Source organism: Porphyromonas asaccharolytica DSM 20707 (genome assembly GCF_000212375.1).
GTDB lineage: Bacteria > Bacteroidota > Bacteroidia > Bacteroidales > Porphyromonadaceae > Porphyromonas > Porphyromonas asaccharolytica.
Genome location: NC_015501.1, coordinates 1,825,677 through 1,847,214, shown reverse-complemented (window position 1 = coordinate 1,847,214; position 21,538 = coordinate 1,825,677). Strand labels below are relative to the sequence as shown.

At 53.0% G+C, this 21,538-nt stretch carries 14 protein-coding genes; 1 reads left to right on the top strand and 13 read right to left on the bottom strand.

Annotated features, from left to right (window positions below):
- Positions 1–28: 28 nt before the first annotated feature.
- The 4 genes from PORAS_RS07145 to rpsU form a co-directional block, all read right to left on the bottom strand.
- Positions 29–1,342: a hypothetical protein gene (locus PORAS_RS07145; RefSeq protein WP_013760738.1), complete on the bottom strand. Its 1,314-nt coding sequence runs from the start codon at positions 1,340–1,342 to the stop codon at positions 29–31.
- A gap of 20 nt (positions 1,343–1,362) precedes the next feature.
- Positions 1,363–3,975, bottom strand: coding sequence for a TonB-dependent receptor (locus PORAS_RS07140; protein WP_013760737.1), 2,613 nt, complete (start codon positions 3,973–3,975; stop codon positions 1,363–1,365).
- A gap of 390 nt (positions 3,976–4,365) precedes the next feature.
- Positions 4,366–5,403, bottom strand: coding sequence for an IS110 family RNA-guided transposase (locus PORAS_RS07135; RefSeq protein WP_013760735.1), 1,038 nt, complete (start codon positions 5,401–5,403; stop codon positions 4,366–4,368).
- Between the two features lie 618 nt (positions 5,404–6,021).
- Entirely contained in the window at positions 6,022–6,219 is a 198-nt protein-coding gene (gene rpsU, locus PORAS_RS07130; protein WP_004330390.1) for a 30S ribosomal protein S21, read from the bottom strand.
- Between the two features lie 546 nt (positions 6,220–6,765).
- Here rpsU and PORAS_RS07125 point away from each other — a divergent pair.
- The gene (locus tag PORAS_RS07125; protein ID WP_013760734.1) at positions 6,766–9,402 is read left to right on the top strand and encodes a TonB-dependent receptor; all 2,637 of its coding nucleotides are present in this window, start codon (positions 6,766–6,768) and stop codon (positions 9,400–9,402) included.
- A 95-nt stretch (positions 9,403–9,497) separates the two neighbouring features.
- Here PORAS_RS07125 and hemH read toward each other — a convergent pair whose 3' ends face one another.
- From hemH to fmt, 9 genes are all read right to left on the bottom strand, one after another.
- On the bottom strand, positions 9,498–10,487 hold the full coding sequence (gene hemH, locus PORAS_RS07120; protein WP_013760733.1) for a ferrochelatase: 990 nt from the start codon (positions 10,485–10,487) through the stop codon (positions 9,498–9,500).
- A 7-nt stretch (positions 10,488–10,494) separates the two neighbouring features.
- Positions 10,495–11,643, bottom strand: a complete 1,149-nt coding sequence (locus tag PORAS_RS07115; protein ID WP_013760732.1) for a metallophosphoesterase — start codon at positions 11,641–11,643, stop codon at positions 10,495–10,497.
- 12 nt (positions 11,644–11,655) lie between these two features.
- Entirely contained in the window at positions 11,656–13,068 is a 1,413-nt protein-coding gene (locus PORAS_RS07110; RefSeq protein ID WP_013760731.1) for an MATE family efflux transporter, read from the bottom strand.
- A 122-nt stretch (positions 13,069–13,190) separates the two neighbouring features.
- The gene (locus PORAS_RS07105; protein ID WP_245528015.1) at positions 13,191–14,243 is read right to left on the bottom strand and encodes a transposase; all 1,053 of its coding nucleotides are present in this window, start codon (positions 14,241–14,243) and stop codon (positions 13,191–13,193) included.
- 37 nt (positions 14,244–14,280) lie between these two features.
- Positions 14,281–14,673 (bottom strand): ISAon1 family transposase N-terminal region protein, encoded by a 393-nt coding sequence (locus PORAS_RS07100; RefSeq protein WP_013760729.1) that lies wholly within the window; start codon positions 14,671–14,673, stop codon positions 14,281–14,283.
- 426 nt (positions 14,674–15,099) lie between these two features.
- A complete protein-coding gene (locus tag PORAS_RS07095; protein WP_004330404.1) occupies positions 15,100–17,256 on the bottom strand; it encodes an elongation factor G in 2,157 nt (718 codons plus the stop codon).
- 310 nt (positions 17,257–17,566) lie between these two features.
- Complete coding sequence (locus tag PORAS_RS07090; RefSeq protein WP_013760728.1) at positions 17,567–19,228, bottom strand: DEAD/DEAH box helicase; 1,662 nt, start codon at positions 19,226–19,228, stop codon at positions 17,567–17,569.
- Positions 19,225–20,529 (bottom strand): 3-phosphoshikimate 1-carboxyvinyltransferase, encoded by a 1,305-nt coding sequence (locus PORAS_RS07085; protein WP_013760727.1) that lies wholly within the window; start codon positions 20,527–20,529, stop codon positions 19,225–19,227. The genes PORAS_RS07090 and PORAS_RS07085 overlap by 4 nt, the downstream gene beginning before the upstream one ends.
- A gap of 32 nt (positions 20,530–20,561) precedes the next feature.
- Entirely contained in the window at positions 20,562–21,536 is a 975-nt protein-coding gene (gene fmt / locus PORAS_RS07080; protein WP_044211553.1) for a methionyl-tRNA formyltransferase, read from the bottom strand.
- Positions 21,537–21,538: the final 2 nt, after the last annotated feature.

Genomic DNA, 21,538 nt, shown 5'->3' with positions numbered 1-21,538 from the left:
CCTAAGCATTTCTAGTTAGACTGCTGATTTAGAGCGCATCTGGGCCGGAGACGTACTCAAAGTTGCCACCGCCGAGACCCTTGTAGGTGAAGGTGATGGTGCTATTGGCATAGTTTTGCCGTAGACCTGTGGTGATGACGTACATCTGGTCGATGCCGTTGGTCTGTGCAGGCTTGTCCGCATAGTGCGCCTTGAGGATGAGCTTGAGACCCTCCTTGATGCGCTCTAGGCGTAGCTTGAATAGCTCGTCGGTAGACTTGCCCTCCTCGTCGGGACGAGCGCCGACGCTCTTGCCACCGTCGATGTTGAAGTTCTTGTAGTAAGCACTACCGCAGAACCACCACTCCTCATTGTCGGGATACTTCTCGCTGATGTAGTCGGGCTTATTGGCCTTGACCCAAGCGTGCAGTATCATAAAGTCGTCGGCCGTCAGCGTGAAGCGGATGGTCGGGTCGAAGATCCACTGCTTGCCGATGTTGACAAACTGGCTTGAGGTCTGAGCCACACGCCACTGATTGCCCTCTAGCTTGAAGCTCTGGTACTCAGGCGTGGTGACCTTGTTGTCAAACCACTCGTAGACCACGATAAGCTGGTTACCTGGCTGAGCGTACGGCATGCTCTGCTGCAGTAGCTGTGGTATGTACCGCTCGGGGAGCATCGAGCTACTGAAGTTGCCGTACTTGCTGCCCATGGCTTGGTACTCAGCTGGTGAGATGACCTTGTAGGTGCGGCTATCAGCGAGACGCTCTCCGATGAAGAGCATGTTGCGCTGCCCATCAGCGAGAGACACTTTAGCTAGGTAGCTAGTACCCTTGTCTGCATAGGTGGTGGCTAGGTACTTGCCCAGCTTAGCGATCTCATCTTTAGAGAGCTTGTTAGGGTCAGTTGCCGTGAGACCAGCTTTGGTCGCATCGTCGGCTGAGACTTTGACAGATATGAGCTTGTCTAGAGCAGCGTCCTCTGCGGGGTGCTGCTGCATAGCGTAGGATACGGTCACGGCAGAGCCCTTGCCCCACTCGGGGTACATCTTAGCCATGAGAGCTGGGACGTACTTCTCCGGAGAGACCCAAGCGGTGAGTGTGCGGTTCGTCTTGACATAGTTCGCCTCGTGCTTGACCTCTTTCATAAACTCCTCCTTGCTGGAGCCAGTGTAGCCTGCCTCCTCTTGCTTGGTAAAAGCTGAGGCTATCGTCTTGTAGTCGGCATCCGTGAGGGCGTAGGCAACACTCTTCTCTATTGGATGGTCTACCGAGTCTAGTTCTTTATATATCTGCTCCATTGGATTGCAGGCGGTGAGCAGCAGGAGTGCTGCGACTGCGAGGAGCTGTGTGATCTGTTTCATATTAGTTGCGTGTCTTAGAGTTAGAAGTTGATGCGTAGACCAGTCGCCCAGTTCGTGCCAAAGCCGTAGTAGACGAGTGCTGACTGCATGTCGTGGTTCTTACCATCGCGAGCATCAGAGATGTACTCGGTGTTGGTCACGTTGTTGACGTTGATGTAGACGGTCGCATCGCAAGAGCCGATGTTAAAGCGGTAGTTAGCACCGAGATCGAGCGTGCAGTAGTCGGGTATGCGCCAAGCGTCCACCTTGTCGGTCTCCTTGGTACGATTCGTCGGGTCAAAGTCTGCGTAGTTCTTGCCAGCATAGTTGAGGTCAGCCTTGAGGCGGAAGTCCTTGAGTGCCTCCCACGAGATGCTGAGCGCAGAGGTCATCTGAGCTGAGTTGCCCACGTGTACGCCCTTGACAAAAGCATTGATCGTGCCTACATACTGCTGCGCATCGTCGAAGACATCGGCCTTGACATCGTCAGCCCAAATCCAGTCGCCCCAAGAGAACATGAAGCGAATGTCTAGCGGCTTGATCGGTGTGTAAGTAGCTTCCAGCTCGACGCCCGCGTGGCGAGCATCTAGACCAGAGATGTTGGCCGTCGTGTTGTTGCCCATACTACGTGTGAGGCTCTTGTCCAGCCACTTGGTATAGTAGCCGTTGAGGTCGATGCGGAGGTTTTGCATCTTAAAGCCGTAGCCGACCTCGCCCGTGAAGACGCGCTCATACTTAGCTCCCGTATTGATGGTCGTGTTGTAGCGGAAGAAGACATTGCGGAAGTATGGAGCGATGGTGAAGTAACCCGCATTGACGAAGACGTTGCTGTGCTCGAGGAACTTGTAGCTCGCACCAGCCTTGACACTCCAAGGCAGGTAAGTAGCCCACGGAGAGACGATCTTGTCGGGAGGGGTCAGCGAGTCGTACTTCTCGCCCGTACCGCCGAGGTTGACGTAGCGGTAGCCCTTGTGCGATACAGCGCCAGAGATGAAGGCGTTGAAGTTTTCGCCCGTGAACTCACCCTGTGCAAAGAGTCCGTTCCAGAGTACCTCGCCAATGTTGTCGTACTGGATATAGTCGCCCACCTGTAGAGGCTGGTAGGGCTTGTGGTACATAAGCTTGGTAGAGGAGTTCTGAGGCTCGATGTAGTAGTCACCACCGAGTAGGTTGTCGATAACTTCGCGGTGTATGCCCTGGTAGAAGCGTCCGTCAAAGCCAGCGGTTAGCTTGAAGAGGTCGCTAAACTTATTGGTGTAGTAGGAGAGTAGGCCGTACCAGTTGTGCGAGTTCATTGCATTACTGAAGATGAGCTGCGAGCCGTTGTTTGAAGCTCTATTGGCCTCCATGACACGATCGAAGTCTAGCAAGCCATCGGGAGTACCCATGAAGGCTGCGGGGTCTTTCGGGCGACCGGTGTTGTAGTCGAGTGTGAGCCAGTCTGTCTTAGCACCACGTATGCGACGGCCACCACCCTGGGAGATAGAGGCGTAGATAGAGGTGTAGATGCTGCTCTCCTTATTGATATCCCAGTAGTGGTTCAGCGAGAGCTGAGGCTTGTGGTAGAAGTTGCGCGCGTAAGCACCGCCCTCTACACGTCCATTGATATATCCGTAACCACGATTGAGGCGACGACCCTCGGGGGCGTTGTGATAGTCCTCGATGAGGTACATCTGTCCACGCTGGTTGTGCCACTGAGGCGCTCCAAAGGCGGTGAAGGATAGACGGTGGTGATCGTTGATGCGCTTAGAGACATTGACGAAGTAACTCCAGCCTACGAAGTTAGTCCCGTCTACGTAACCATCGCCTTGGCTACGAGAGCCTGCAAGAGAGATCGCCCAGCCATTGTCCATAAGGCCCGTAGAGACATTGAAAGAGGTCTTCAGGAAGCCGTCATTACCTACACCTGTGTAGATGCTACCACCCTTCTTGGCATCGGTGCTCTTGGTCACCATATTGATGGTACCACCGACAGAAGAAAGACCTAGCTTAGAGGCACCTAGACCACGCTGCACCTGTATGAAGCTGCTGACGTCGTTGAGACCAGCCCAGTTGGACCAGTAGACTTTGCCTGACTCCATATCATTGATAGGCACACCATTGATCAGGACACCTATATTATTAGAGTCGAAGCCACGCAGGTTGATGCGGGAGTCGCCAAAGCCACCGCCACCCTTGGTCACGTAGACTGAGGGTGTTGCTTTAAGTAGCTCGGGGAACTCAATGTTTGGAGCTTGCGTCTGGATAGCTTTCATCGTGACGTTGGAGACGGGTACTGGCGTCAGTCGGTCCTTGGGTACGACCGATGCGATGACGCGCACCTCGTCTAGTCCGATAGCACTAGTCGCCATATAGACCTTGCCAAAGTCATAGCTACCCCGTGCAGAGGCTGGGACCCGTAGCGTTAAGGTCTCATAGCCTATGAAGCTCACGGTAAGCTGACTGCCAGCTGCTACATTGAGCTGGAAGGATCCATTGCCCTCTGTGTAGGTTCCTGATGCTCCTCCATCTGTGTAGACCGCTACACTAGGTATAGGCTCATCTGAGCCCTCCTCTAGTACTATACCCGTCACCTGCACCTGCGCAAGTGCCGAGAGGCTACTCGCTAGTAGGAGTGCGAGTGCTGTGATGATAAGTGATAAACGTTTCACCATATATTCTGTAAGTGTTAGTGATTAGTATACTTAGTATTAGTTTGGGGCGTTCATGATGTAGCCTTTAGAGAGAACTCCTAAGAGATGGCACTCCACACCCATTTACTTGCAAAAGTAACTAAACATCTTAACAAATACCACTCTAAGCTGTTTCGTTATTGTTACGACGAGATCCCGCAAATTAGGTAGCTCGATGAGATGTGTTACGATATACAGTTCCATTTGACGAGTAACGATTTGCTTTCTAAGTTCATATGCAAGTAAAATGCGAAGTTTTTTCTCGTTTCGCGAGCTCGGTCGACTGCTCGGCGGGGAACCGCTCGGCGGGGTGGGGGCTCCCACCCCTTGCCGCGGAGGCGCTCCCCGAGCGAAGAGTTTCCTTCCCTTGGACTAGGCTCGAGCAGCTCTCTTCGTCTCGTGGTCTAGCTCGAAGTCACAGTCGTGCAGAACCAAAGAGAAGAGAATGTGTACGAGCTTGTTGTTGACATTGTTGAGGATAACCCCGTAGGGCTTGCCTTGGGCTTTCATGCGTAGGTAGTATTGTCTTAATGTTGGGTTATGCGTTATGGCACTTCGGGCTGCTTGGGTCAAGATTCCTTTTAGCCGTCGGTTACTGTAGCCTCCTGTGTTGGCTTTGTGAAAGACTGAGCTCCCAGAGCTCTCGTAGAAGGGCGCTATACCGCAGTAGCTAGCCATCTTCTTGGCACTCCAAGTCTTGAAGTTGTCGGTGTAGATGATCAGCATGACGGAGGTGACGAGACCCACTCCTTTGCAGGAAATGAGGTGCAGGTAGTTGCGGTACATCTCCTCGTCTGCCTTGATGATCTCAAGCATTCGGCGCTCGCACTCTTTGATGCTTTTGGTCAAGAGGTCGATAGCCTTTTGGGCATCTCGGTAGATGAAGCTGTCGGCTTTAGACTTGCTAGAGATGTGCCGTTTTTCCTTGGCACTAACTAGCTTAGCCTGCCTATCGGCAACTAGTGACTGCCGGTAGAGGAAAAGGTCGCGTAGGTTGCGCATATTCTCGTCCAGAGGTTTATAGAGAGTGGCTTTGGAGCGGAAGCGTAAGGCGTAGTAAGCGATCATCTCCGAGTCAGCTTTATCGTCCTTGCCTTTGCGCAGACCCATGCTACGCTTGATCTGCAGGGCGCTCTCGCGCCAGATGTTTAGCCCGTTGCCATAGAGCCAGTCACAGAGTGCGCGATCGTATCCTCCTGTAGTCTCACAGCAGAAGAGCATGGCGTCGGTCTTGACTCCTCGACCTGCGTTCTTCTTGCTCCAAGAGACAAGGCTCTTGAATCCCTTAGGGTTGTTTTCTACAGTGGTGTAGGCGAGCTGTTGCTCGCTGTCTGATTCGGATTCGTAGTGAATCAGGGTGGCGTCCAATTTTTCTTTGGAAACGTCGATGCCAATAAAGTAGTATTTCATAACTTTGTACTTGAATCTTGATAAGGCAGCTAGGCTACATTAGGCTATTACTTTAATTAGGCTCTGAGCCTTCCTTTCTAATAAGTCTCGAGTAGCTGAACTCCAGAGGGTCTCTAACAAGTCTTAGGCTCGAAGCCTCGTAGGGACGATAGATTACCTTCTGGTTGCTGTCCTTACCTTACTACAACAAAGGTAAGAACAACCCGTTCAACTGACCTATTCTCGGGTCGATTCCTTTTCACTCTGCAAACTTAAAGTAGGGACGCACGGCTCGTGCGTCCGTTGTCGAACAGCGTCCATCTCCTTCCGTTGTGTCAAAGCGATACGAGTATTGACATCTTAACCTTTGATACAACATAACCTTTGATACAACGGACGCACGAGCCGTGCGTCCCTACAAAGGGCTAGTTGTAAGATTTGCTATATCTAGGAGGAGATGACACAAGAAAGCCCAGCACTTCACAGCGTATACGGCTGAGTAGTACTGGGTATAGAAGACGTAGGGAGTGTCCCCGATGGGGGGACTCCCTACGCAAATATTCTAGTCATCGATGAGACTTCTCTACTCGCTGAGCCATAGAGGCTGCTCGGAGCGTGGAGTCTCTAATAGATCTTTTTTTAAGCGTCTAGCTCCTCTTGACGAAGTGACTGCACGTAGCGAGCCTTCTCCATCATACGACGCTTGACGTCTGAGGGCTTCTGAAATGCTTGGCGCTTGCGGAGATTGCGAATGATACCGATGTCGTTGTACTTACGCTTATAACGCTTGAGTGCACGCTCGATGTTTTCGCCCTCCTTGATTGGTACAATTATCATACTTGCTATTCTTTGTATTACGTTTGTTGTGATGAGAATATTTCAAGGACAGTACGTCTGTCCTTACTTCGGAGGGCAAAGGTACGAACTTTATTTGAACTAGCCAATAGTTTAGTGCAGCTTAATAGGTCTGATCGCACATTATATCAGACGACTGGTGCCGATTAGCCACGTGAGGATGCTCAAATATCTCGGGGTTCGTTTTTTTATTCTCCCCCTAGGCGAGAAACATTTCCTCCGAAGTTTCATTTCTCGCCTACGTAGGAGTTTTCATTCCCGACGTGGAGATTTGAAAATTGCCACGTGGGGATCATCTTTTTCAGAGGCAATAGCGTATCGTGTCATGGAAAGAGGTCTCGGCTCTTATTGGAGCTGTGTCATAAGGTCTACTAATAGGTAGGTATAAGAAGGGGGAAGTGATACCCAGTAGCTAGTAATTTTGTGGCTAAGTGGTCTTAGGGAGTGAGAGTTGTCTTATCTTTGCCCCTCAAAAAAAGAAGACAATCTAGCAAGCAAATATATCATCTAAACAATCATAATCTATCTATGCAGTACAGTAAACTACCAATCAGGGCTATGAGCGCACTCCTTGCGACTCTCTGCTCGTTGTCTATGGCGGTGGCTACGCCTGCAGCTCTCTCGGCTGAGCGTATGCTACCCATCGTATCTACCCATGCCGATGCCCACATCACGGGTCACGTGGTGGATGCCGCAACAAAGAAGCACATCGCGGGTGCTACCATCATCATCCAGCAGTACAATGTCTCGGTCACGACCGATGCTTCGGGACACTACTCCTTTCGCAATCAGAAGCCTGGCAAGCTAACCCTGACGATGCTCGCTGACGGATACTTGACGCAGGTCAAGGAAGTCACACTAAAAAAAGGGGAGACACTAGAGGTCAACTTTGAGGCGGTCCTTGATGACACCCAGCTTGAGGAGGTGGTCGTCACGGCCAACCGTCAGCGCACGCTGCGCCGCTACGCTCCTACACTGGTCTCGGTGATCGACAGCAAGAGCTTCCAGCTCAACAATGCGGTCAACCTCGCAGGTGGTCTTGCCTTCAAGCCAGGCATCCGTGTCGAGAACGACTGTCAGAACTGCGGCTTCAACCAGGTGCGTATCAACGGTCTCGATGGTCGCTATTCGCAGATATTGATCGATAGCCGTCCTGTCTTCTCTGCCTTGGCTGGTGTCTACGGTCTAGAGCAGCTCCCCGCTAATATGATCGACCGTGTAGAGGTCGTACGTGGCGGTGGCTCTGCCCTCTACGGCTCGTCCGCTATCGCAGGTGTGGTCAACGTGATTACCAAGGAGCCTACGACCAATAGCTTCTCACTGAGCGAAAACCTCTCGCTCATCGGTGGCAAGGAGCCAGACAATACGATCGCTTTCAATGGTACCATCCTCAGCCCTGACCGTGAGATGGGGGCTATGATCTTCGGACAGCATCGTACGCGTACGGGCTGGGATGCCAATGGCGATGGCTTCTCCGAGATAGGGCAGCTAGAGAGCCGTGCACTCGGTACGCAGCTCTTCTTCCGCCTCAACCCATACAACAAGATTACCGCTGAGATCCACTCGATCCAGGAGAAGCGTCGTGGCGGTGACCACTTCGAGCGTCCTGAGCATGTGGTCGCTGTCGCTGAGAGTGTCGGTCACTCGATCCTGAGCGGTAATCTACGCTATGACGCTCACTCGACAGACTACAAGCACAACTTCCAGCTCTACGCCTCTGGCCAGCGTATCGTACGCAACAGCTACTATGGCGGTATCGATGAGGAGAATGTAGCCGACGACAAGCATGCTACTCCTAAGGAAGCTTATGGTGATAACTACGGTCTGACTCATGGCAATGTAGCTATGGGGGGTGCTCAGTACTCCTACAAGACGGATCGCCTCTTCTTCATGCCTGGCAACATCCTCGTCGGTGTTGAGTATCTTTACGACCACCTCAACGATCAGATGCCTATCCTCAAGTATCAGAAGCTCCCTGACGGTAGCTCTCGCGCTCCTGGTCTAGATCAGCGCATTCATAACCTTAGCCAGATCGCTCAGATCGAGTGGACGAACAAGGTCTTCACCCTCCTCCTCGGTGGTCGTCTTGACGAACACTCAGCGATTAGGAATGACAAGGGAGCCGTCAAGCCTGTCTTCACACCTCGTGCTACGGTACGCTACAATCCATTCACCTGGATGAACCTCCGTGCTTCGTATGCACAGGGCTTCCGTGCTCCTCAGACCTTCGACGAGGATCTACACGTTGGTGTCGTATCGGGTGAAGCACAGAAGGTGATCAATGTCAAGGGCCTCAAGCCTGAGTACAGTCACAGCTTCAACCTGAGCAACGATATGTACTTCTCTCATGGAGCTATGCAGGCTAACCTCCTCCTCGAGGGCTTCTTCACACGTCTCCAGGGTGCTTTCAATACACGTCCTATAGAGGAGCGTGAGGGCTTTACACTCTTTGAGCGCTACAACGCTTCGGACGCTTCTGTCTATGGTGCAAACATCGAGGGTAAGGTTGCCTACAAGCGCTTTACCGTACAGGCTGGCTTTACCATTGCCAAGAGCCTCTGGGACAAGCCCGAGAGCACAGGTGTAGAGCGTTCACTCATCAAGGGTGAGAACGAGAAGACTCCTAGCGACATCAATACGCTTGAGAACAATGGCCCAGAGAAGGCTGCTGGCTTCTACACAGATGGTGACGGCAACTTCGTCAGCACAGAGCTGAAGAGCCGCAACTTCATGAGGACGCCTATGACTTACGGCTACTTGACGCTAACCTACAATCCTGTATCTACGCTCAATCTAACTGCTACGTGCAACTATACGGGTAGCATGCTAGCTCCTCACGTGATCGAGTATGGTGCTGAGAGCGCTGTCCTAGATCGTGAGCTCGTTGCTGCCGGTAAGCGTGAGGCTGGGGCAGCGGATGCTAGCGAGGCTGCACCTAAGTGGGGACGTATCGAGAAGACTCCTTCGTTCTTCGACCTAGGGGCTCGTATCTCTTACGACTTCGATATCTTCACCTCTTCATCTCTGCAGCTCTTCCTCGGAGCTAACAACCTACTCAACTCATTCCAGAAGGACTTTGACCTAGGTGGCGGACGTGATAGTGGCTATATATACGGACCTATGCAGCCTCGCACGGTCTATATGGGTATGACGATGAAGTTCTAATCCCTCTAGACTGAGACTGCGGTCTCAAAGAAAGAAAAAGGGTGCAAGCTAGAGAGATGTCTAGTTTGCACCCTTCTTGATTTACGGAAGTGGAGCTAGCACTGTCGTTGTACCCGCTCGACTAAGCTAGCAATGAGCGCGCCACTATCAGGGTGGGTGGAGAGACAGGGTACGTAGATAAGCTCTTCGCCACCTGCTGCGAGGAATAGTTCACGAGCCTCTAGATCCAGATCCAGCTTCGTCTCGAGGCAATCTGCGACAAAGCTAGAACTAAAGAGCACGACGCGGCGTACTCCCTGTGCTACGAGCTCTTGCAGTACGCTGACGAGTGTCGGCTCTAGCCAGCGCCCATGCCCCATGGCGGAGTGAAAGGTGAGATGGACCCGCTCCTCAGGTATGCCTAGTTTGCTGATCACCGCTTGTAGCGTAGCGACACACTGCGCATGGTAGTCCCAGCCATGCGTCTGGTCGTACTTCTGATGCGCCTCGGGGATACTATGATAGGAGGCGATGTAGTGGTAGCTGTCGTCGCTCGTATCTACATGCCTTTGGATCAGATCGGCGAATTGCTCGATATAGCGCAAATCGGTACCCCAAGGAGTCAGCACAGTGGTCTTGAAATGTCCTCCAGTAGGCTTGGGTAGATCCGAGAAATAGGTGATAGCACTGCCTGCATTGCTTCGTGTGTACTGAGGAAAAAGCGGGAGCAGTAGTACCTCCACATCGTCCGTCCCGACAAGCTGGGCGATACGTTCGCCCCACTGTGCACGGCTTGTCTGTGCATAGCGGGGTGTGTAGAGCGTCGGGAGCTGCGTTAGTTGAGCAACTAGCTCTGCGAGTCGCTGCATCTCTGCGGTCAGAGGCATGACTCCCTCAGAGAGTGCTAAGAGCCGACGGTATCGCTCTGCCGAGTAGTGCGTGCGACGAGGCACGATGATACCCCGGACCAGTAGCTGTCGCATTAGATAGGGCACGGAGATGATGTCCCCATCGGTGAGAAACTCCTGCAGGTATCTTCGCACGTCCTCCTCATTAGCCGTCCGTGGAGAGCCCGTATTCGTCAGTAGTATGATCTGCTGTGTCAAGGTCTTATTACTTGCTAGTGCTGTACAAATCGAAGACCGCCACCTCGCTATTGGTAAAAAGCCTCATCGCCGGCCCCGCAGCACCATATCCACTAGAGACGTATACAGGCGTGCCGTATCGCTCGGTGAAGCCGTGCGCTATCGGATAGTAAGCACGTACCAGTAGGGAGAAGGGGAAGATCTGTCCATCGTGGGTATGTCCATAGAGTGCCAAGTCAATGCCGTTGCTCGCGAGGCTGTATAGCTGTCTCGGCTGATGCTCGAAGAGGATGCGCGGTAGTTGCTGGCTCTCCTGCGGTATCTGTCCGATTAACTCAGAGAGCGAAGCCCGCTCGCTCTGCGTATAGTCATCTCGCCCAATGAGCGTCACCGCTCCGCCAGGCGTTGCGATAGAGTCCACGAGGAGCGTCCCCCCGACGAGCTTGATCCAAGCCTTCTTCTTCGCCATGTCGGAGCGGTACTCGTGATTGCCCAGTACGTAGTAGCAGCCCAGTGGTGGGGTGATCTGCTGCATGATCTCGGGGATGCTGTCTAGATAGGCGGGGTCGGGGTAGTAGTCAAAGATATCTCCACCCACAAGCATCAAGTCTGGCTCTGTCTTTTTGTAAAGCTCCAATAACCTCTCCGCAAAGGGTCGGCCGATCGTTTCGCTAAAGTGGAGGTCCGACACGAAGAGCACCCGCAGATGCTCTCGGTCAGCGCCGAGCGGCTTGGTCAGCTCCACCTTATGCTCCACCATGTGCGGTGTCGCAGCTTGCTGGTAGCCATACATAAGGATCAAAGCCGAGATCGCTACCGTAACGAAGAAGAGAACCCACTTAGCTCGCTGGTATACCGTGTCACCGAGCCGTGCGCGAAGCGTTTGCCCCGTGATGCGCTTGTAGAGCAGTCGTCCGCCATTGATCAGGAGTGCTAGGGGTACTATATATAGGAGTACGAAAGCCCACGAGCAGACGAAGACGATGCTAAAAGTGAGTAGATCCGACGAGAGCTGATGGCGCAGCAAAACGACCACAAGGACGAAGAGCAGGTCGGCCAGTAGCACCCCACGCAGCGACCGTCGCCACCAGCCACGAGGTACCGCCTGCCCGCCACGCCACACGAGGTAGAGGATACCGATGAGCTGTATAAAGAGCGTGTAGAGGAGTACGTGCATATTTAGAAGGTCTTACGCTAAGGGAGAGGTTTGCTCGCTAGTCCACTTCTTGAAGTAGTAGATAATCATCGATGTCGAGACAACCGTTGCCAAGAGATCACCCAGAGGTATCGCATACCAGACGCCATCGATACCGTAGAAGTGGGGGAGGATCAGCAGCGCAGGTAGGAGGAAGATGACCTGACGTGTCAAGCTGATGAAGATAGCCTGACGGCTCAGCCCAAGGCTCTGGAAGAGCTGCGAAGTGGTAATCTGAAAGCCTACAACGAAGAAGACCGAGAAAACTATTCGTATGGCACGCTGACCTATCTCAATCAGCTCAGGCGATGCATTGAAGAGCATGAAGAGTTGCTCCGGAAGCAGCATGGCGGCCGCAAAGCCTAGTACAGAGATGACCGTATTGACCCCGACAGCGAGCTTGTAGCAACTGAGTGATCGCTCGATATGTCCTGCACCATAGTTATACCCCACGATAGGCTGCATACCTTGTGCTACACCGATGATAGTCAATGCGATGAGTGTCGTGTAGTTGTTGATGATACCATAGGTTGCTATAGATAGATCCGCCTCAGCCACTGTTTTAGCAAAGTGTGAGAAGTTATGGTTGAGCACAAAGCTTACAGCACTGCCCGCCACCTGCATCGCAAAGGGAGCTATACCGACACTGATGATCGATAGGAGGATAGGTCCCGAGGGCTTCATGTTCTGACGCTTGAAGCGTACCACGCTCTTGCGCTGGAAGAAGTGGTACTGTACGAAGACCATCGTGCAGGACATAGCAATCACCGTAGCCCAAGCAGCACCCTTGATGCCCCATCCCAAGCGCATGATAAAGAGGTAGTCTAGCACCACATTGACCACCGCTCCGAGGAGCATTGTGATCATCGCTTTCGTCGGATAGCCCGATGCACGCATCACATTGTTGTACCCATAGGTCAGGTTGCTCAGTATGATGGCTGGCAGATAGATGTGGAGGTAGTCCTTTGCTAGGGGGATGATATTGTCGCTTGCCCCGATGAGTCGCAATAGATCATCTAGGAAGATGATAGAGGGTGTGACCGCTAGGATGTAGAAGCTAAAGGTCAGATAGACCGCATTGCTCAAGATGCGATCCGCACGATCCGAGTCTCGCCTGCCTAGTGCTATCGACACGCCCACAGAGGCACCCGTACCCACGAGCATACTGAAGCCGACGAGCAGGATGATCAATGGGAAGCCAATGTAGACCGCAGCAATGCCTAGCTCGCCACTACCCTGGCCGATGAAGATCGTGTCCACGATGTTGTACAGTGCCTGCACGACCGTACCCACCACAGCTGGTATAGCATACTGCAGGAGTAGCTTAGGGATCGGTTGCGTGCGCAGGTCATGCGTCCGCTTATTGTCTTCGGCTTGATCAGTAGCCTCTATCTCTCTCTCATTCATCAAATGCAAAGGTAGCAAATAATAGATTTTCCACCCTTGGAAAACTAATTTTCCACCCTTGGAAAACTAATTTTGGCTAATTCCTATTTTGAGGTGCTGGGGAGAAAGCCACACGCAAAAAACTAACTGAAGTGAACGGCGATGCGGTAGAGGAAGAAGTCACTATTTCGGGTTCCATAGTTGATGGCGATAAAGCGTTGGAGGTTCTGGTTGAGTGCTTCTGCTGAAGCGTTGGTCTTATAGCCGAGGAAGTAGTTGCAGATCTCTCCTATGTGCTTGACCATAAAGTGAGCGATGTTCTTGACCTCTTCACATGGACTACTGAGGTGATTAGTGATGATCTCTAGAAGTGCTTTTTTCTTACACTCCAACAGGTGTCGGGAGGGTGTTATGGAGGTACCATTTCGCATAGGACGTTGGTACCACTTCCGTAGCGCTACGGAGAATTTGTACGCTTCTTTGATGTCTGGGAAAAGTCTAAAGAGTAGCCGAGCGCGTAGCTTTTGACTGGCTGTGTGCTCGTTGTGAAGCTTGTGTAGTAACCCTTTGCTGCGCTGGAGGAGCTGTAGCTGGGTATCTCCATTGGACAGCTCTTTTTTGAACTCTTTGAGCTCTTGCTGGATTTTGGGGGCGGGCTGCAGTTTAGACCGTTTGCGACTCGCCTCCTCCAGCTCCCGTTGCTTGCGTAGAAGCTCTTGGCGGTAGCGTATTCTTACTGACTGGACTTGATCAATGATGTTTTTGACAACGTGAAATTTGTCCGCAACTTGATAGGCATTGGGGAAGAGTTCACGAGCCACCCAGTCGTAGTTTGGAGCCATATCACGGGTTACGCAAGAGACTGCGAAAAGTGCTTCTTGGGAGATGTTTGATCTCATTAGATAGACGATCTGGGAGGCTCGGAGCGTGTTGACCATCAGGACGATTTTATTCGTCTCTGGGTTCGACACGATGGTGTAGCAATCCCCGTTGATGTTCTTTTCGTCTATGCAGATGATGGATCCCATATTCTTCTCATTGAGAATGGGGATCTTTAGATCAGAACTTACAGGGCTTTTAGCAGAAGACCCTAGAGATCGTGAGGCTCCAGTCTTCTGCAAATGGCGTTGGTGCCCTGGGCTTTTGTATCCGCTCAAGACATCTTTGTACCAGCGAAAGAGTTTCTTCGAGCTCATCCCCATACAGTAGGCGACTTGCCCGATACTGGTGGGCTTAGACCCAATCAATTTCTTTTAAAAAATTGCCGAAAGCCTTGGTCGCTTTCATGCCTTTTTCATTGTATGAGTAGCTGTTGGAGTAGCTCTTTTCCTCTTGTCGCTGGTCCTGTTTTACCTTCCAGCGACGACGCTTGAGGTAGAGGAAGACCTCCTTGCCCATAGCTGGGAAGGTCTGCAACTCAATGTAGTTCGTATAGCCGTCTAGGACTATCTTTGAAAGATCTCCGTTGACCTCTTTTTTCAACTCTGCGGGGATATGGGCAGCGTCATCTTTCTCTACCATAAAGATGCGGTAAATGCCGTTTTCTTCAACCAACTTCTCGAAGTTAAAGTCTCGGAGAATTTCTTGTGGAGCGAATAGCTCAATCCAATCTAGTTCTTTAGTCATATTTGAGGTGGTAAGGGGGAGGGCGAAAAGCTCTCCTCATTCATTTGGGGGTGCAAGTTAATCAATTCACTTCAGTTAGTTTTTTGCGTGTGGCTTCTCCCCCAGCACCTCAAAATAGGAATTAGCCCTAATTTTCCTCCCTTGGAATCGAAAAGTTCCTGCCTTGGAACTAAAAAGTTCCTCCGTTGGAACCGAAAAGTTCCTCCGTTGGAACCGAAAAGTTCCTGCCTTGGAACTAAAAAGTTCCAAGAGAGGAATTGTTTTTGGAACTCGTATCTATTAAGAAATCAGCATGATACGAAGCGGCGACAAGTAACTTTAGAAGAGCTGTCGACTACACTCCCGAGAGCACATAGAGAGAGCGGCCTCAAGTCATTGTGACCTGAGACCGCTCTGAGACTTAGTTGGTCTGCGGAAAGAGCTCTGTTACTCCTCCTCGCTCTCCTCTGTGTAGGCCTTCAGGAGTGCCTCCTGTACATCTGACGGTACGAGCTCGTAGGCGTCAAACTTCATGACAAACGAGGCGCGTCCACCCGTCAGCGAACTGAGCGAAGTAGCGTAGTCGCTCATCTCCTTGAGTGGCACCTTGGCAGAGAGCTGCTCGTAGTTGCCATCGCTGCTCATACCCATGATGAGTGCACGACGTCCCTGCAGGTCGCTCATCACATCACCTAGATAGTCCGCGGGCACGGTTACATTGACGCTGTAGATAGGCTCGAGAATCTTAGGACCTGCATTGCGGAAGGCTTCGCTAAAGGCGTTGCGTCCAGCCAGCATGAAGGAGATCTCATTGCTATCTACGGGGTGCATCTTACCATCGTAGACGATCACGCGCACGTCACGAGCATAAGAGCCTGTCAGTGGGCCACGCTCCATACGCTCCATGATGCCCTTGAGGATGGCTGGCATGAAGCGGTTGTCGATGGCACCGCCCACGACACTATTAACGAAAATAAGCTTGCCACCCCAGGCTAGTTCGACGGTCTGGGTGTCACGAGGCGTGATCTTGAACTCCTGATTGTTAAAGCGGAAGACACTTGGTAGCTCCTTGCCCTCCTCGTAAGGCTCGACAATCAGATGCACCTCGCCAAACTGCCCAGCACCGCCCGACTGCTTCTTGTGGCGATAGTCAGCGCGTGCTGCCTTCGTGATGGTCTCACGGTAGGGGATGCGTGGCTCCTCAAAGGTAACGGGGATCTTGTCATTGTTCTCCAGTCGCCACTTGAGCGTACGTAGGTGAAACTCTCCCTGACCATACACGATCAGCTGGCGTAGCTCCTTGCTCTGCTGAGCAATCCATGTGGGGTCCTCCTGCTGCATACGGCTGAGTGCCTCGCTCAGCTTCTCTGCATCGGCACCATTGACCGGTGCGATAGCACGGCGGTACTTAGGTGCGGGGTACTCGATATTGGGGAACTGGTAGTCCACGCCCTTATCATTGAGGGTGGCTCCACGACGTACATCCTTGAGCTTTACAGCAGCTCCGAAGTCTCCAGCAACGAGCTGGCTCACTTTCTCCTTTTGCGCACCAGCCACCACATTGATCTGACCAAGACGCTCCTTAGAGCCATTCTTAGCATTGGTCAGGTCCATACCCTCCTTGAGGGTACCGCTCATGACCTTGAAGTAAGAAACTTCACCGATATGTGGCTCTACGGTACTCTTGAAGAAGTAGAGACTCACGGGAGCCGTAGCGTCAGGTGCTACCTCGACGCCCTCCGTCGTGACGGGTAGTGCAGACTCAGTGACGCGGGGTGCTACATCGCCGAGGAAGGTCATCGTACGACGTACGCCCATATCCTTGAGGGCGCTAACGCAGAAGACGGGATACATATCGCCGAGGACGATACCCTTGCGCATGCCCTGTACGATCTCCTCCTCGTCGAGAGATCCCTTCTCAAAGAAGGTCTCCATCAGATGCTCCTCATGCTCAGCTGCTGACTCAATCAGTGCTTGACGCAGCTCCTCAGCACGTGCTTGCTGATCCGCTGGGATCTCTAGCTCCTCGGGAGTACCGCCCTCGGGCTTCCACTGGTACATCTTCATATTGAGCACGTCGACCACTTGGTGGAAGTCAGGCCCCTCCTGTACGGGATACTGAATGACAACTACCTTGCCGCCATAGCGAGCTTTGAGTCCAGCGACTGTGCTGTCGTAGTCTGCTTTGTCACTATCCAGCTGATTGATCGTAAAGAGCACAGGCTTATGCAGTTGCTCTATGATACGCATTTGGTTGATCAGGCCGACCTCGACGCCCTCCTTAGCATTGACCACAGCTAGAGCCGAGTCGGTCACGTGGAGTGCAGCAACAGTGCCACCGACGAAGTCATCGGAGCCTGCGCAGTCGATGAAGTTGAGCTTGCGATTAGCAAACTCGACACTAAATAGGGTGGAGAAAACGGTATAGCCATACTCCTTCTCTACGGGGAAGTAGTCGCACACGGTGTTTTGTGCTTCGATAGTCCCGCGGCGCTTGATGACGCCACTCTCATAGAGCATAGCCTCGGCAAGAGTTGTCTTGCCGCTACCCGAGCCGCCGATGACGGCGATGTTTCGAATGTCTGATGTCTGATACAATTGCATAGCCTGTTATACTTAGAGTGAATAATTTGATTGCAACCACCTAGACGTCGCTAGCTAGCGCAGCGATCGTCATTGTGTCTGTCTAGCGAATGTACTACTCGGCGGTGTGCGAAAGTGGGGAATCGTAATGCTTTGCTTCTCCCCTTACTTAGGCTTACTTGACTAGCTTCTCACTAAACTTGTCGCAAGGTAGCAAATAATTCACAATTTTGCAATACCTAACAGCTGCCTCTACAAGGGAAAGAGAGAGGCTGGCGTCTCTTTTGGCTATGCTTTGGTGAAAGAGGGTTGTGATACAGGCTGGTGGCTTTTATCGATCTTTCTGGATGGTGACACGGATGGGGCGTCCGTTGTACTCCTCCTCGCTCAGGGCTGCTGCGACTGTCTCGGCCCATTCGCTAGCTACCTCAAAGTAACTGTAGCTAAGGCTAAGGTCTATCTTCCCAATGGTGATCTGATAGGGGAGCGTACGGTTGATCAACTCTAAGAGACGATTCGGATAGAGCTTGTCTCGCTTGCCGAGGTTGATCCGTAGGGAGGTCATCGGCGGTAGATCGGTGCGGCTACGCTTTTTGGGTGATTTGCGATGCTCTTCAGGAGTGTTTTTTGTCCTATACTTAGGCTCTTCGGTCGCCAACTCTTGAGCCGAGAGGTCGGGCGTATTGGCGTAGTAGCGCATGATACGGTCAGCCTCCAGCGTGAGCACACGACGTATGATCTCCTCGGGAGGAAGCCAGGCGAGCTTCTGCACGATCGCATTGAGCAGCTCATCGTACTGGGTGCCATGCTCGTTGCTGTCAGCATACTCGATCTTGGTCGCTAGGGCGAAGAGTTGCTTCTTGCAGATCTCCTGACCAGAGGGTAGGGGCATGGCCTCAATCCGAATGCCAGCATGCCTCTCGATGATGCGTATCTGCTTGCTGTCGCGTAGATGGCAGATGGCTATCGAGAGACCTGTTTTGCCGGCACGAGCGGTGCGTCCGCTGCGGTGTGTGTAGCTGTCTGGGTCGGCGGGTAATCCATAGTGAAGCACATGGGTCACATCGTCTACATCAAGCCCTCGTGCTGCTACATCGGTCGCAACGAGTAGCTGCAGGTTGCGTATGCGGAAGCGGTTCATCACCATATCCCGCTGCGCTTGGCTGAGGTCGCCATGTAGCGCATCGGCATTGTACCCATCTCGTATGAGCCACTCGGCGATCTCCTTGGTCTCGGCTCGTGTACGGCAGAAGATGATCCCGTAGATATTGGGGTAGTAGTCGACGACACGCTTCAGAGCGGCATACTTGTGCCGTGCTGGGACCGCTACGTAGAGATGCTTGATGTCCGCATTCGCTTTATTGAGCGCACCTATCTGCACTTCGTGGGCATCGCTGATATAGTTGTCCGCTATCTCTCGCACCTCTCGGCTCATGGTGGCGGAAAAGAGCCAATGCTCCACCTGCTGCGGCACCGCCTGCAGGATCTCCTGCAGATCTCGCTGGAAGCCCATGTCGAGCATCACATCGGCTTCGTCGAGGACGACGACCGAGACCTTGCGCAGCTTGACAGCTTTGCGCCTAAGCAGGTCGCATAGTCTGCCTGGAGTGGCAACTATAATATGGTATCCCTTGGCGAGCTGACGGATCTGCTCCTCGATGGAGGCGCCACCGTAGAGGGCTAGGATCTGACGAACGGATGTGTACTTAGCCAAGGCGACTAAGTCGCTCTGTACCTGTATAGCCAGCTCTCGTGTTGGCGTGAGGATGAGTCCACAGGGTGCGGAGCCTTTTGCCTGAATGATTCGCTCTAAGAGAGGCAGTCCGTAGGCTGCGGTCTTGCCCGAGCCGGTCTTGGAGAGCGCGATCAGATCCCCGCGATGGCTAGATAGGTATGGGATGACCTCCTGCTGTACAGGCATCGGCTCGGAGAAGCCTAGGTCGGAGGTGGCACGAAGGAGTTCGGGCGAAAGGTCTAGTGTATCAAAGGTCATAGTGAAGGGGATTCGTGCTCATATAATAAAGGTGTTGCGATGACCTCGCAGAGCTTGCGAAGGTCTAGCCAGAAGGTGGGGTAGCTCTTGTCGACTGCTTGTGGAGTCTCTATCTCTAGCTGGTGATACCAAGCAAAGGGAGCCCACGCCATCACCATACGGTGGTCGGCATCTGTGGCAATGGGTACTGGGGTGTGAACGGAGCTTGGTGCGCTACCAGCTAAGCCGAAGCCGCTCTCCGTATCGTAGGTGAGCTGATAACCGAGCTGCTCGCCATTGCGCAGAATGAGGGCGATGCGATCGCTTTCTTTGAGGCGTAGGAGGTCCAGTCCGTGGAGCTGAGCTTTCTTTTGATAGTAGAGGAGGAGCGCAATGAGTGTGGGTGCGAAGTCAGGATTGTTCGACAGGAAGAGACTTCCGAAGGTGAGCTTACGCAGATGCTTTTGCAGGAACTCGCTGTCAAGGCAGAGGGTGTCGCTGCCTGTGCTTAGCCATTCGGGGGAGATCTGCAGCAGCTCTAAGGCACGGGCGTCTGGCTGTAAACTCTGCGCTGGGATATTGGTCAGCAAGATCTTGCAGGGACGTGGCGTCATAAGTGCCCACTGGAGAGGGTACTGCGCTGAGGACCAGTCACCGATGGGGTTCGAGAGTAGGCGTGTGAGCGTTCTCTCGCAGTAGGCTCCTGGAGCAACATAGATCCCGTGGCGATCAACTGAGAGGTCGATACCGCACGCCTGCATCAGGGAGCAGGTCAACTGGATGTAAGAGGCACTGGGGAGTTGGTCGTCTTGCCAGCGAAGGGCTAGTCCGTGGGGCAGATAGGGAGCAATGAGGAGCAGAGCGGTGACCGTCTGGCTACTCTCTAATCCGCTTGGTAGGGTTAGCGTGGGGAGACCTTTCTGCTGTAGGCTCATAGGACGAATGGACACCAGAGGGTAGAGCGCATTGACAGGCTCCTGAGACGCAGGTTGGGAGAGGTCAGCACCGAGCTGCGTGAGTAGTGCGATGAGCTGTGCCAGTGGTCGCTCCGTCATACGACGAACAGGCGAAACGAGCAGCACTTCTCGCTCTGTGGTCAAAGCGAAGAGTGCCGTCAAGAGGCGCATAGCCGTGCCCGAAGCCCCTACGGATATGCGCTCCTCGCTACTCCCCGAGGCGTGTAGCATCACCGCCAAGTCTTCGCAGAGATCTAGCTGATGCCATAGCGAGGGGATGGGCATATGCGCCAGTCGTGCCATCACAAAGAGCCGATTGTAGAGACTCTTCGAGGGAGGTAGGGTGATGGATAGCTGTGGGGTCACTAGAGATGTGCTACTTGCTTGTGTGTAAGCTACTAAACATAGCGGACATCCTCGATAGAGACTTTGAGACCATTGAGCCAGTCACGTGCCGAGAGGAGCTTCTTGCCCTGAGGCTTCAGCTGCTCGATGAGGAGAAGTCCATCGCCACACTGCACGGCTAGCTGACCTTTGCGAGGAGAGACGCACTGTCCCACGGGTCGCTCTACTGCTTCCTGCTGCGAGAGGGTGGTCGCGTAGATCTTGACGAGAAGAGGTTCTTCGTTGGGGAGCTCCAGCATCGTCCAGGCACCAGGCTGAGGAGCCAAGCCACGTACCAGGTTGTGTATCTCATGCGCTGACTGGTGCCAGTCGATGCGCGTATTCTCCTTCGTGAGCTTAGGCGCAGGATGTAGGTCGGAACGCTCCTCTTGTGGTAGTGCTTGCGGGTAGCGACCTTCGTGCTGCGTCAGTAGACTCAAGCCGTGAGCCAGTAGCTCAGCGCCCAGAGCCATCAGCTTGTCGTAGAGGGTGCCAAAGTTGTCCTCAGACTCGATCGGACAAGCCGAAGCGGCAATGATATCTCCCGTATCGATCTCGTGACGTAGCTGGAAAAGGGTCACGCCTGTCTCGCTTTCACCATTGATTAGCGCCCAATTGATCGGAGCGGCGCCACGATACTGCGGAAGCAACGAGCCATGTATATTGACCGTTCCCCACGGGGGCAGGCTCCACACCTCACGAGGTAGCATACGAAAGGCGACCACTACGCCGAGTGTCGGCTTTAGCTCCGTAAGTTGCTGGACAAAAGCTTCGTCTCGTAGGTTTGTCGGCTGTAATATAGGTAGTCCGAGCTTGGTCGCACAGAGCTTTACCGCCGAGGGTTGCAGGCGATGTCCACGTCCCGCAGGTTTGTCTGGAGCCGTAACGACAGCGACAATAGGGTAGCCCTCGTCGACGAGACGCTCTAGACACGCCGTCGCAAAGGGAGCGGTGCCGTAAAAGATGATGCGAACTTGATCTTTCTTCATAG

Coding starts and splice junctions, on each gene's coding strand:
- PORAS_RS07145 (WP_013760738.1), bottom strand. CDS start 1,342: ATGAAACAGATCACACAGCTCCTCGCAGTCGCAGCACTCCTGCTGCTC.
- PORAS_RS07140 (WP_013760737.1), bottom strand. CDS start 3,975: ATGGTGAAACGTTTATCACTTATCATCACAGCACTCGCACTCCTACTA.
- PORAS_RS07135 (WP_013760735.1), bottom strand. CDS start 5,403: ATGAAATACTACTTTATTGGCATCGACGTTTCCAAAGAAAAATTGGAC.
- rpsU (WP_004330390.1), bottom strand. CDS start 6,219: ATGATAATTGTACCAATCAAGGAGGGCGAAAACATCGAGCGTGCACTC.
- PORAS_RS07125 (WP_013760734.1), top strand. CDS start 6,766: ATGCAGTACAGTAAACTACCAATCAGGGCTATGAGCGCACTCCTTGCG.
- PORAS_RS07115 (WP_013760732.1), bottom strand. CDS start 11,643: ATGCACGTACTCCTCTACACGCTCTTTATACAGCTCATCGGTATCCTC.
- PORAS_RS07110 (WP_013760731.1), bottom strand. CDS start 13,068: ATGAATGAGAGAGAGATAGAGGCTACTGATCAAGCCGAAGACAATAAG.
- PORAS_RS07105 (WP_245528015.1), bottom strand. CDS start 14,243: ATGAGCTCGAAGAAACTCTTTCGCTGGTACAAAGATGTCTTGAGCGGA.
- PORAS_RS07100 (WP_013760729.1), bottom strand. CDS start 14,673: ATGACTAAAGAACTAGATTGGATTGAGCTATTCGCTCCACAAGAAATT.
- PORAS_RS07095 (WP_004330404.1), bottom strand. CDS start 17,256: ATGCAATTGTATCAGACATCAGACATTCGAAACATCGCCGTCATCGGC.
- PORAS_RS07090 (WP_013760728.1), bottom strand. CDS start 19,228: ATGACCTTTGATACACTAGACCTTTCGCCCGAACTCCTTCGTGCCACC.
- fmt (WP_044211553.1), bottom strand. CDS start 21,536: ATGAAGAAAGATCAAGTTCGCATCATCTTTTACGGCACCGCTCCCTTT.